The sequence below is a fragment of the Lactobacillus johnsonii genome (genome assembly GCF_014058685.1).
GTDB lineage: Bacteria > Bacillota > Bacilli > Lactobacillales > Lactobacillaceae > Lactobacillus.
Genome location: NZ_CP059055.1, coordinates 937,394 through 950,360 on the forward strand (window position 1 = coordinate 937,394; position 12,967 = coordinate 950,360).

General features: G+C 33.3%; 10 protein-coding genes and 2 pseudogenes. 9 read left to right on the forward strand and 3 right to left on the reverse strand.

Annotated elements, in window-relative coordinates; translation table 11 throughout:
• Positions 1 to 59: 59 nt before the first annotated feature.
• Positions 60 to 1,016, reverse strand: coding sequence for a LacI family DNA-binding transcriptional regulator (locus H0I41_RS04395; RefSeq protein ID WP_011162088.1), 957 nt, complete (start codon positions 1,014 to 1,016; stop codon positions 60 to 62).
• 168 nt (positions 1,017 to 1,184) lie between these two features.
• Here H0I41_RS04395 and H0I41_RS04400 point away from each other — a divergent pair, with 168 nt between their 5' ends.
• The 5 genes from H0I41_RS04400 (at position 1,185) to H0I41_RS04420 (ending at position 6,424) form a co-directional block, all read left to right on the forward strand.
• Entirely contained in the window at positions 1,185 to 2,411 is a 1,227-nt protein-coding gene (locus H0I41_RS04400) for an MFS transporter (RefSeq protein ID WP_135014224.1), read from the forward strand.
• A gap of 14 nt (positions 2,412 to 2,425) precedes the next feature.
• Positions 2,426 to 3,958, forward strand: a complete 1,533-nt coding sequence (locus tag H0I41_RS04405; RefSeq protein ID WP_011162085.1) for a DUF5060 domain-containing protein — start codon at positions 2,426 to 2,428, stop codon at positions 3,956 to 3,958.
• Between the two features lie 111 nt (positions 3,959 to 4,069).
• Complete coding sequence (locus tag H0I41_RS04410) at positions 4,070 to 4,714, forward strand: nitroreductase family protein (RefSeq protein ID WP_011162084.1); 645 nt, start codon at positions 4,070 to 4,072, stop codon at positions 4,712 to 4,714.
• A gap of 92 nt (positions 4,715 to 4,806) precedes the next feature.
• On the forward strand, positions 4,807 to 5,958 hold the full coding sequence (locus H0I41_RS04415) for an oxidoreductase (protein ID WP_135014226.1): 1,152 nt from the start codon (positions 4,807 to 4,809) through the stop codon (positions 5,956 to 5,958).
• A 73-nt stretch (positions 5,959 to 6,031) separates the two neighbouring features.
• Positions 6,032 to 6,424, forward strand: coding sequence for a nuclear transport factor 2 family protein (locus H0I41_RS04420; RefSeq protein ID WP_011162081.1), 393 nt, complete (start codon positions 6,032 to 6,034; stop codon positions 6,422 to 6,424).
• 153 nt (positions 6,425 to 6,577) lie between these two features.
• Here the strand turns inward: H0I41_RS04420 and H0I41_RS04425 are convergent, their stop codons facing one another.
• Positions 6,578 to 7,075 carry an RpiB/LacA/LacB family sugar-phosphate isomerase gene (locus tag H0I41_RS04425; RefSeq protein WP_011162080.1) on the reverse strand — a complete coding sequence of 166 codons (498 nt, stop codon included), beginning with the start codon at positions 7,073 to 7,075 and terminating at the stop codon, positions 6,578 to 6,580.
• Positions 7,076 to 7,178: 103 nt separating this feature from the next.
• Here H0I41_RS04425 and H0I41_RS04430 point away from each other — a divergent pair, with 103 nt between their 5' ends.
• Complete coding sequence (locus tag H0I41_RS04430) at positions 7,179 to 8,309, forward strand: glycerate kinase family protein (RefSeq protein WP_011162079.1); 1,131 nt, start codon at positions 7,179 to 7,181, stop codon at positions 8,307 to 8,309.
• A 62-nt stretch (positions 8,310 to 8,371) separates the two neighbouring features.
• Positions 8,372 to 8,506 (forward strand): annotated as a pseudogene (locus H0I41_RS04435) (type II toxin-antitoxin system prevent-host-death family antitoxin); the annotation flags it as partial.
• A gap of 64 nt (positions 8,507 to 8,570) precedes the next feature.
• Here H0I41_RS04435 and H0I41_RS04440 read toward each other — a convergent pair.
• A pseudogene (locus H0I41_RS04440) lies at positions 8,571 to 9,439 on the reverse strand (SPFH domain-containing protein).
• 303 nt (positions 9,440 to 9,742) lie between these two features.
• Here H0I41_RS04440 and H0I41_RS04445 point away from each other — a divergent pair.
• Both H0I41_RS04445 and H0I41_RS04450 read left to right on the forward strand, forming a co-directional pair.
• Positions 9,743 to 11,332, forward strand: a complete 1,590-nt coding sequence (locus H0I41_RS04445) for an ATP-binding cassette domain-containing protein (RefSeq protein ID WP_135014227.1) — start codon at positions 9,743 to 9,745, stop codon at positions 11,330 to 11,332.
• Between the two features lie 2 nt (positions 11,333 to 11,334).
• Positions 11,335 to 12,918, forward strand: a complete 1,584-nt coding sequence (locus H0I41_RS04450; RefSeq protein WP_135014228.1) for an ATP-binding cassette domain-containing protein — start codon at positions 11,335 to 11,337, stop codon at positions 12,916 to 12,918.
• Positions 12,919 to 12,967 lie beyond the last annotated feature (49 nt).

The window sequence follows — 12,967 nt, forward strand, 5'->3', positions numbered from 1 at the left end:
GTTCACGAAAACTATTAAAACAATATCATCTGTAATAAGACTTGGCAGTTTGCCAAGTCTTATTTTGTTGACTCTCTTTTTACAGTTTTAATATCTATCACACTATTTTCAGTAGAACTTTTACCATCAATCAATGCAAGCAATCTTTTAGCAGCAGTTTTGCCAATTAATTCAGGTTGTTGGTCAATCGTTGAAAGAGTAGGTGAAGTAAGCTCAGACATTTCAGTATTATCATAGCCAACTAATTGAAAGTCAGCTGGTACTCTTAGATTCATTTTTCTAGCTAATTTTAAAATATGGGCTGCATAGATATCGTTAATTGTAATGATAGCATCGTAAGTCTGAATATTATGAAGAGCTTTTTCAGCGACTAATTTGTAAGTGTCGTGTTCACTAATTTCTTGTAAAGTATAGGTCAAGTGCCTCTTTTTTAATTCATTAATAATACTTGTGACTCTTTCTTTAACAGTTGGCAAGCTTAAAGGAAGATGTTGAATTAAGACAGCTCTTTTGGCAGTAGAGATTAACTTCACGCTTTCCTTCCCACCTTTAGCATTATCGGAAGCTATACGAATAATATCGTCAGAAATGTTTGCACTATCATACATCACAAGCGGAATACGACAAATATTCTCATTCATTTCAAAGGCAGAAGAAATGATACCGTCAATATTATTTTGAAGGAAATTATTGATGGCCGCTTGATACTTTTTATTGTTTGAACCTACGCTGAAAGATATCAAACATGTGTAGCCTGCTGGCTGCAAAACAGATTGAATTCCATTAATAATTCGACTGTAGAAGATGTTTTCAGCAAAAGGAATAATAATTCCAATCATTTTTGAACGCTTTTGATATAAAGTTCTAGCTACTTGATTAGGATGATAGTTTGTCTCTTCAATTATCTTGTTTACCTTTAATCGTGTCTTATCGCTTACTTTTCCTGAATTATTGATGATTCGAGATACGGTAGCGACAGATACGTTAGCTAATTTAGCAATATCTCTAATGGTCATATTTTTAAATCCTTATTTTGAAAATACTGGGTTACAGCAGCTATTATAGCGCAAGTAATAATAAATATTAGTTTAGTGCTAGTTAAGTAATTGCTTATTGTAATGTAACCGGTTACATAATATTATAGAGATGTGAGAAAAACAAGTAAAAAATAAGGAGGAAAAACAATGAATGTTGAAAAAATAAAGCAAGATAATAAACATAATTGGAAATTAAAAGTCGGAATTCTTGGAATATCACTTTTCTTGCAGGTAGCTGGCTCCAATCTAGCAGCTATTCCTTTGATTGCTAAGTCCTTTCCGAATCAATCTTTAACTTCAGTACAAGCTCTCTTCACTTTACCATCTTTTACTATTATGCTTTTCATTTTATTTAGTAATGCAGTAATTAAATGGGTTGGTAAAAGAAATACAGTTATTATTGGGATGATTACGACAATAGTTGGTGGTTTAATACCGTTTTTTATTAGTAATTTTGCAATTATTGTTGCTAGTAGATTACTGGTTGGTGCTGGCATTGGTTTATTTACATCACTAGCGGTTTCGTTAATTGGAGACTGTTTTAGTGGAGAAGAACAAAAAACTTTAATTGGCATTCAAGGTGCTATGGGAACTTTAGGAAACAGTTCAATGACTTTTGTAGCTGGCCTTTTGTTGGGAATTAAGTGGCAAGCAACTTTTCTTTACTTCCTATTTATTATTCCATTTTTGATTTTATTCATGATGGGTTACACCCCAAAGATGGAAAAAGAAACTACTCTTGAAAAATCATCTACTAAAGAACAGAAACAGAGATCTAAGCATGCAAAAATTCCGGCAAGTATTTATGTTGCGTTCTTAATGCTATTTTTATACTTTTCGGCATTTATGGTTGAAGCAACAGCATCAGCTCTGGTTATTCAACAAAATCATTTGGCAAATCAGGGGATGTTGTCTACCGAAATTGCTATTGCGGGTCTGGTTGGAGCTCTAATTTCTATGGCATACGCTCGTATTTTCAAAGTACTAAAGAATTTTACTCCAGTAGTCGCAATTTCTTTAGGTACAGTTGGATTTATTGTGTGTTCACAAGCCCCTAATATGACTATTTTCTTTATTGGTTTATTGTTGATGATGATTTCAAGCTTAATTATTCCGTATGTTTACGACAGTATTTTAAGTGAAGTAGACAGTTCCATTAGTAACTTAATTATTTCAATTGCTCAGATTTGTAACAATTTAGGTGCATTTGCATCACCATATGTAATAGCTTTATTGAGTGGAATGACTGGGTTGTCTACTGCGGTTGATCAAATGAGAATTAGCGCAGGTATTTTAGGAGTAATTGCCTTGGTATTTGTAGTACTTGCGGTTTCAAGAAACACTAAAAAAACTTCGGCAAAGGCTGTTAAATAAGAAGGAGAATAAAAATGAAAGAAGTAGAAAAGTGGAAAAGATATGAATTAACATTGGATGGACCGACTGATGGAAATCCATTTCGAGATGTTGAATTAAGTGCAACTTTTGATAGAAATAATCATTCGATTACAGTTGATGGATTCTACGATGGAGATGGAAAATATAAAATTCGCTACATGCCCGAAGTTGAGGGGGAATATACTGTTACGACACACTCGAACGTTCCAGAATTAGATGAAAAAAATGATAATTTTACAGTAACTAAGGCAAGCAAGGATAATCATGGACCGGTTAGGGTAGCAGGCAAAACTCATTTTGCTTATGCGGACGGTAGTAGTTATATTCCTTTTGGAACTACAGCTTATGCATGGACTGTACAACCAAAAGAGGTTCAAGAAGAAACACTAGAAACGTTAAAGAATAATAATTTCAATAAAATTAGAATGCTCGTATTTCCTAAGAGCTATTCATATAATGAAGAGGAACCAGAAATATATCCATTTGAAGGATTTTTAAGATATAAGCGTGGAGCAAATGATTGGGTTTTTGATGCTCATGAAACTGGTTTTGATTATACGAGACCAAATCCAAAGTATTTTCAAAATTTGGAAAATAACATTGATAAACTAGACAAACTTGGCATAGAGGCTGATTTAATTTTATTTAGTCCCTATGACCGTTGGGGCTTTGCTCGTATGGGATTAGAAAATAATCTTTGGTACTTAAAGTATGTTATTGCACGTCTTGCTTCATATAAAAATGTATGGTGGGCACTTGCAAATGAATATGATTTGATGAACTTAGTAGGACAAATTCCATTAAAAGATTGGGATCGAATAGGTGAATTCGTTCATGAAAAAGATCCATCACAACACCTAGAATCTATTCATAATTTCTATGATCCACCTCAACATAAAGATACAACTAAGAATTGGTATGATCATACTAAGCCTTGGATTACACATTTAAGCATCCAAAGTGACAATGTTTTCATAATTCCAAAATGGATTAAAGAATATCAAAAACCGGTTATCGATGATGAATGTCGCTATGAAGGTAATATTGAATTTGGCTGGGGTGACAATACTGCCAAAGGCATGATGGACAATTTCTGGCGTGTGGTTTTACGTGGAGGAGGATGTACTCATGGTGAAACTTACATTGATAAGCCTCATACAAAACGTCCAATTTGGTGGGCTCATGGAGGAAAATTATATGGTGAAAGTCAAAAGAAAATTAATTTCTTATATGACTTACTAAAAGATAATGGCTTTGATTGGGTAAATCCACAGGCCACAAGTGGACCAACATGGGAATTAGCAGTTGGTTCAACACCAGATGAAAAGAAATGGTTAGTTTATTTTGGCGAAAATCAGCCAGAGTTTGAAGTTTTAAGCTTTTTGCTAAAAGGAAAGAAATATCATGCCAAGCTTATTAATGCTTGGGATGAAACAGTGGAAGATTTTGATCAAGAAGTTGAAAATGATAAATATATTCATTTACCACGGAAAGATTATCAAGCTTTGTTATTAATAGCAGAATAGAAAAAGAAGAAGGATATACATTTTAAAAGATGTTGTATCCCTTTTTTATATCATAAATTTTATACTATAATACTCAATGTAAGCGCTAATAAACATAGGAGGATAAAATATATGGCACAATTTGAAAACAATAATTTCGGTGATGTATTACTCAATCGTCATTCGGTTCGGCATTTTGATAAAAATGTGAAAATTTCTCGGTCTGAATTAAGAGAGATAGTTAAAGAAGCAACTACGGCACCTTCTGCATGTAACTTACAAGCATGGCAATTTGTAGTAGTGGATACTGATAAAGGTAAGAAGAAACTACATGAATTTTACATGTCCTTTAATAATCCGCAAATTGATACATCAAGTGCAGTTATTCAGATTTTTGGTAACACTTTAGCCTTTAAGAAGTACCGTGCATTATGGGATCAAATGTATGCAGAAAAGAGAATCTCAAAAGAAGAACTAGATAAAGTTTATAATACATTTTTACCATTATATGAGCATGCAGATAAAACAATGCTTACTGCGGATGCAATGGTTGATTCTTCACTTGCTGCAATGCAGTTGATGCTAATTGCTAGAGCACATGGATATGAAACAAATGCAATGGCTGGTTATGATGCAAAGAAAGCTGCAAGTGTAATGGGACTTGATCCAGAGCAGTATGTTCCAGTAATGGGGATTGCTATTGGAAAACCAGATAAAAATGTAGAAGAACTTAAGTCAGTTAGATATCCAGTTGATGAAGTTTTGAAATTCGAATAATTGGATAACTTACTTTACGTAAGAACAAATTAGCACTATACTATAATCATAAACTAATAAAAAGTAAGAAGATTATAGAAAGTGTCATTGTTATGAAAAAATTATCCGACAAAGTAACTTTTAAACATGGTGCAGTTATTAATAATCGAATGGTGCAACCACCGATGCTTACCAACAGTGGGTTAAATGGCATGGTTAGTGAAGATACAATTTCTTATTGGAAAGCACGTGCAAATTCTGCAGGTTTAGTAATTTCAGAATATAATTATGTGAGCCCAGCAGGTGGACCTGCAATCACTTGGGCGGATAATAGAACACAATTAGCCGTTTATGATGATAAGTTTTTACCTGGTTTGACTAAGATGGCAAAAACGATGAAATCAGGAGGGAATAAGGCCCTACTTCAAATTGCCCATACAGGACGAGAAGCAAATTATCGTGCACATTTAGGGTTGCCAGTATATGCTCCAGATAGTGCCAATTATCCATTTTTACCTTATGGAGTTCAGGCTTTCACTACTGAACAAGTAGAACAAGTTGTTAAAGATTTTGGTAGAGCGACTAAGCGAGCAATTGAAGCTGGTTTTGATGGAGTAGAGATTCACGGTGCCAATCATTATTTAATTCAACAGTTCTTTTCTCGCTTTTCAAATCATCGTCAAGATAAGTGGGGAGATTACGAAGCATTCCCATTAACTGTGGCTAAAGAAGTTTTCAAAGTTGTGAGAAAGTATGCTCCACAGGACTTTATTATTGGTTATCGGATTAGTCCAGAAGAAATTAATCCAGGTAATGTAGGTTATACCTGGCACGAATCAACAAAATTAATTAATGATTTAACAAATAATTTTGACTTTGACTATATTCATTTATCATTACCGGACTATAAGGCAAAACCGAAAGACTCTGATAAAACATTTGCAGCATTATTTAAACCGGTAATTGGAAAAGAGACAAAATTAATTATTGTGGGAGACGTAATGAGTCAAGAAACAGCTGAAGATGCCTTAAAATACACTGATTTAGTAGCTGCTGGGAGGGCCCAAATAATTGATGCTAATTTTGCGGCAAAAGTGGTTGCAGGTAAAGGAGATAAAGTAATTACTGAGTTGTCAGATGAAGAAGAAAAAGAGCAAGCTTTAACGCCAGGCTTACGTGAAGTAATGGATAAGCAGACTAAGCGTCCTAATTTTGCAAAGATGTTGCAGGGACTTGATTATAGTAAGGCGATTAAAGTTAAATAAAGATAGGATGTTAAAGGTGGAAATTTATTTCTGCCTTTTTCTATAATCCTTTGAAAAATAGAAGGGCATGACAATGAAGAGTAAAGAGCAAATAATAAAAAGATATTTTAACTCGTGGATTGTTCCAAACTTTGAAGATTTTGAAGATACTTTCAATAAAAATGCTAGTTATAGTGAATGTTATGGGCCAATCTATAGAAATAAAGCTGAAATTATAGCTTGGTATAAAGATTGGAATAAGAATGGGCAAGTATTGGAATGGCCAATTAAGAATATTTGGATTGATAAGGAGATAGCTTTTGTTGAGTGGTATTTTAAATGTAATTATAAGAGTAGAATTAGTGAGTTTGATGGTGTATCAATTATTAAATTTGATGAAGCAAATAAGATAATTTCTGTGAAAGAGTTTCAATCAGATTCTAGGCATGTTTATCCGTATGAAAATAAGACTTCTGCTTTAGTCTAGGGTAGAAGTATTATTTACTATATTCACTTTTGATTTTTCTAAGTGTGTCAATTAATTCGTGATCTGTTCCATTTTTTACAATAAAATCAAAAACAGGATCATAATTAAGAACTGGAATAAGGAGTTCGGGATTTAGATCAGGAAGAAAAGAAATCATAGTTTTTTAGTTAGCTGGTTAAGCTCTTTCACTTCTTTAGTATTTTTTATTTTACGTTTTGCTTCCCCCGTAAGATATCCTTTACCCCAAGGTTTAGTAAAAAGAGCCTTCATAGTTTCTGAAAAATTAATTTCACCGCTCCAGCCCCAGTTTAGGCCGAGAGGGAAAGAAACAACATTATCGTCATTAATATGGCTAAATAGATAGGCGTCTTGTGGGGTAGGGATGTAGCCGCAGTGAATATTCGGGAACGTATTGCATGCAAGCATCATTCCTTGTCCTGAACTGCATCCAGTAACAACGAAATCAAGCGCTCTACTATTAATCAATAAAGCAATTGCTAGTGAAATTTGTACATAAGATAAAGTAGTAGTCCTGTCTTGATAAATTCCGAAATTGATTAATTCATCGTCAGGTGAGATGGCTTGTTTGATGTAATGCTCCAATATCTTTTTTTCTTTTTGTGAGGTTCCTTGAATAAGTCCGATTTTCATTTTTTTACGCTTATAGTTAAAACATAATGTACTATTCTTTAAGTGTATTATACAGTGAAAAATAATAGAATAAACATAGAGAATAAAAATAGAGGACTTAATAATGACAAAATATGTAGTAGCCCCTGATTCATTTAAGGAAAGTATGACAGCAAAAGAAGTCTGTGATGCGATGGAAAAGGGAATAAAAAAAGCTGATTCAGCTGCTGAAGTGATTAAAGTACCTATGGCAGATGGTGGAGAAGGAACAGTTAATTCTTTAGTAGATGCGACACATGGTCAAAGAGTTATAGTTGAAGTTACAGGTCCGCTTGGAAATAAGATAAGTGCATATTATGGAATTCTAGGTAATGGGACAACTGCTGTAATTGAAATGGCTAAGGCAAGTGGCTTAGAGATAGTAGAAAAGAAGAAGCGTAATCCAATGATAACCACTACTTTTGGTACTGGTGAATTGATTAGGGATGCCTTAGATCACAATGTTAAAGAAATTATTATTGGATTAGGCGGCAGCAGCACTAATGATGGCGGTAGCGGCATGGCTCAAGCTTTAGGAGCAAAACTACTTGATCAAAACAATCATCAAATTCCTTTTGGTGGCGGAAATTTAGATAAACTAGACAAAATTGATATTTCTAACTTAGATTCAAGATTGCAAGATGTAAAAATCATTTTAGCAAGTGATGTTACTAATCCATTAATTGGTAAAGAGGGTGCATCAAGAGTTTTTGGACTGCAAAAAGGTGCCACACCAGAAATGGTTGAAAAACTTGAAAATAATTTACAGCACTACGCTAAAATTGTTAAGCGTGATTTGAATAAAGATGTTGCCTCAGTGTCAGGCGCTGGAGCAGCGGGAGGTTTAGGAGCTGGTTTAATGGCTTTTACTACTTGTGAAATGAGGCAAGGAGTAGATCTTGCAATTGAAGTAACCAAACTAGAAGAAAAAATTAGGGATACTGACTATGTCTTTACTGGAGAAGGTGGCACAGATTTTCAAACTAAATTTGGAAAAACACCATATGGAGTTGCTAAATTAGGTAAAAAGTATCATAAGCCAGTTATCTCATTAGCAGGCTATCTGGGGGAAGGAATTGATAGTTTATATAGTGAAGGCTTCACTGCAATTTTTGGAATTATTCCCGGAGCGTGTGATCTTTCAACTGCTTTGAAAAATGGACCAAGTAATGTGGCTAGAACTACAGAAAATATAGTTCGTTTACTTAAGTTTTAAAGGGTATAGACCCGATATTGCTGATGAATTAGCTATATTATGCATATTAAAGAGGAAGATTTATGCCGTTAGTATTAACTCAAAGTGATTTTAGAGCAAATCTAACGAAATACTTAGACCAAGTTAGTGATGATGAAGTAATTTATATTGTTAGATCTAATAGCCGTTTAGTAGCAGTTCTTTCACAAAAAATGGACAGCAATTTAGAATAGAGCAAAAAAACTTCTACTTTTTAATGGTAGAAGTTTTTTAGTGTTCGTATTAATTTTCACTTTGATCCCAAATCTTTTTAGCAGCTGGGATTTTACCTAAATCAGTGATTTCATCTTTATCTAATACAACTAAATTGTTAGGTCCTTGTGCTAGTTGGTTAAAACTATCTAGGCTTTGATTTCTGAAATAACCATCGCCGGCTTTATCAAGAGCTTGTTGTAATTTATCAATTCGATAAGCATCTGCATCTGCTTGAGTTTTTACAGCTTCGGCATTTGCTTTAGCAGTGGCAACCAATGCATCATTCTTAGCTTTAGTAGTTAATTCAATATTTCTAGCTTCACCTTCCGCACGAGCAATAGCGGCAGTTTTTTCACGGTCAGCAGTTAACTGCTTATCCATGGCCTTTTGAATTTCTGGGCTAGGAAGCAATTCATCCACATTAACACGAACTATACTTGAATTCCATAAATATCAGTTAAATCGCCAATTGCTTTTGATAGTTGGGCATTGATTTCACTAGTTGAACCCAATGCTTCATTCAATTCCATTCGTCCGATAATATCACGTAAATGACCACGAATTAATTGCACCATCGATTCAACGGAGTCAGTATTGTTGTAAAAATACTTGTATGCATCAGTGACAAGATAGTTTAAGGTTAGGCTGGTTGTGATTTCAGCATTATCCTTAGTGATAATACGATATTTAGAAATTTCTAAAGGCTGCAAAGCTAAGCTTACCTTTCTCAAGCTTTGAAAAATTGGCCAAATAAAAACTAAACCCGCTTTAACCGTCCTAGAGTATTTACCTAACGTTTCGACTAAACCGACATAATTTTGCGGTACGATTCGCAAACCACATAAAAAATAGATAAGAATTAATAAAATAATTACTCCTATAAAAACATACGTCATCCCTATAGCCTCCATTAATTGAATTTAATGATATTATCTAATACTTTAAGTAAAAATGAAAGATTATTTAATCATTTTTGTTGTATCGATAGTAACTTTTAAGCAATAACTTTATGTAAGCATAAAAAATACTACTATAGTTTTTTCAGTGAAAATGCACGTACTTGGCGATCTATGCCACTTAACTTGTATAATTTTGCATCTTAGTTTATCTTTTTGACCACTTAATAAAAATAGCTTGTAAATTAAAACCTGCGCAGTAATATTAAAATATAAATAAAAGATTAAAAGGAGAGGTTAAGGATGAAGCTAAGCGGAATATTTAGAATAAATAAAGGTCGCTTTATTCTAATTTTGTTAATGATAATACTTGCTGCTGTAATAGATACCCTTTCTCAGTATTTGATGACACCGGCATTTAATAATTTAAAGAATTTGAATTTTTTAGGCTTTGTAATCTTTATTGCTTTATCAAGGCTCTGTGATATTTGCCGGTTATTATTGGGTTCGGGTTCGGACTACTTGTACAGTAAACAGAGTCAAGGTTACTTACATCAAATAAGAAAAAAGATTAGCTTATATTTGTTTAAGAAGCAAATTGATGATACAGCATCAGTTCAAAATAATTTAGCTGCTAACTTGGATCAATTAACTAGAAACTATTTAAAGCCAATTAAAGCTGCCTTCTTAGATGGGTTAATGGTTATTTTTTCAATAGTAGTGTTATTTTCTTACAATTGGAGCTTAGTTTTATTAACGCTTATCCTAACTTTAGTTTCACTTTTGTTGCCAAAGGCATTTGAAAATATGAGTTCAAATGCCACGATTGAAGTCACTAAAAGAAATGAAAAACTTTTAAAAGCGATTTCAAACTGGATTAATGGCTTAGATGAATTAAGAAGATATAGTAGTTTTAGAATTTATTCTGACTCCATGAATCAAACTGCTGATAATTATAAAAAGGCTGCTATTCACCAAGGTGCAACTATTGCTATTGCCGACTTAGCTACCTCTATTGTTAATATAGGTGGACAGATAATCTTGATGATTCTGGCTGCATATTTATACTTTAATGGGCAAATAGTCTTTGGTGCCGTTATTACAACAATTCAATTTTGTTCAACAGTTATGAATGGGACTGCACAATTTGCTGCTCAGTGGAATCTAATTAAATCATCAAAGAAATTAAATGAAAAAATAACCTCCTTAGAAGGCGCGAGCGCACCTTTACAAAATGAGCATCAAGATAAAAAAGTAGCTAAATTACAGATAAAGGGCCTACAGCATCAATTTAAGAATGGTGAACTTATTTCTTATCCAGATTTAACTATTAAAAGTGGTGAAAAAGTTTTAGTAATAGGCGATAGTGGTAGTGGAAAATCGACTTTATTTAAGCTGATCTTAGGTAAATTATCACCAACTAGGGGCCAAGTGATTTTTGAAGATAAGAATGGTAAAGAAATTAAACTCAATCGGGATGAACTTGGATATGTAGCACAAGATAATACTCTTTTTCCTGATACTATTGAAAATAATATGACAATGTTCAATTCAAAGCTTGATGAGAAAGTAAAAAGAGTAGTTAAACAAGTTGAGTTTGAAAATGATCTTAAAAAAATCCCAGCTGGTTTAAAGCATGAAATTAATTTAGATGAAGGAAATCTATCAGGAGGACAAAAGCAAAAAATCGTTTTGGCAAGAGCAATTTTAGCCGGATCAAAATGGCTCTTTATTGATGAGGGAACAAGTGCAATTGACAGTAAGGCAACAAAGAAAATTTTGGAAAATTTACTTGATCAGGAAACTACTATTGTCATGATTGCCCATAATTTTAATGATGAGCTAGAGAACCTGTTTGATCGAAAAATCAGCTTGAAAAATGGAGGTGATTAGGGATGAGCTTTAAGGGATTTATCAAGACAAACTACCTTAGATTTATTTATATCAATTTTTTATCCATTATTTCTGGATTGGGCGCAATTGGTGCAGGATATGTCCAAATGTATTGGTTAACTTTCATCAAGAATAAAAACTGGATGGGAGTGTTATGGACAAGTCTTGCTATCGGAGTCTTATATTTAGCAGCCCAAGGCTTAATTTATTACATTCAGTTTGTTACTCGCATTCAAGAAGAGGAATATAATAAAAAAATTCGTAATAATCTTGCTAGTCATTACTTTAAGGACAATAAGTATCACAAAATAGCTGCGGCTCAAAATCAAATGACTAACGACCTTGAGATGGTAAGAGAAAATTATTTTGATTGGTACATTATCGTTCCTTTTTATGGAACAATGTTTGTTGGTGCTTTAGTTGCCTTACTCACAATTCATTGGCAAATTTTTGTTGTAAGTATTTTGATTGATATTGCATCTTACTATATTCCTAAACTTGTTCAGAAAAAGATGGAAAAGGCGACAACCAATGTTTCTGTTCAAAATAAACATTATTTAGATGTGTTGGAAAAATGGTTTTCTGGAGTTGAAGAATTACGTAGATATTTTGCTGGTGCCAAGCTATTTCAAGTTCAGAGCCAGGCAGCTAATAAGATTGAAAAAGCGCATGTTCATCAAACGGGTACCCAGCAAGAACTAATTGTAATAAATGGATTATGTAACTCAATAGGACAATTAATCCTTCTTTCTCTGACTGGATACATGATCACTCAAGGACAAGTACTTTTTGGTGCAATCATGTCAGTACAAAATTTTGCAGCTAATATTTCCATTGGCTTGCAACAAATGATCCAAGCATTGAGCTTTATGAAATCTTCTGAAGAACTAATGGACCAAATTAGTGGTGATTCTGCACCACTACAGAATAATTCAAATATTCAGAAGAAAAAGCCAGCTCTAATTTCTACTGAGAATTTAGCTTTAGCTTTTCCAAATGGTGAGAAGTTAAGTTTTCCTGATATTCAAATAAAATCTGGAGAAAAAATTTTGTTAACTGGGGATTCCGGAGCTGGGAAATCTACCTTGTTTAAATTGATCTTAGGTTCAATAAAACCGACACAAGGATCAATTATTTTTAAAGATAAAGATGGAAAAGAAATTAATCCTGATATGTCGAAGATTGGCTATATTCCACAAGATCCAAATCTATTTCCTGGAACGATTGAAGAAAACATTACTATGTTTAATTCAAAATTAAATTCTCAAGTAGAGCCTATAATCAAAGAGGTTAATTTCGCTAATGATATTTCTAAATTCAAGGAAGGATTAGAGCATCAATTAAATCTAGATAAACTAAATATTTCGGGCGGTCAGAGACAAAAAATTGTTCTAGCCCGGGCTAAAGTACATGGAAGTGACATAATTTTGATTGATGAAGGAACTAGTGCGATAGATCAAAAGGCAACCATGAATATTTTAAAGAATTTAGTTAAGGGAAAAGAGACAATTATTTTTATAGCACATAATTTTAATCAAGAGATGCGTGCATTATTTGATCGTGAAATTCATTTAGTTAAAGATTGACGATAAGTGGAATTATTTTGTATTATCTCTTGCATTTAAAAAGAATGCT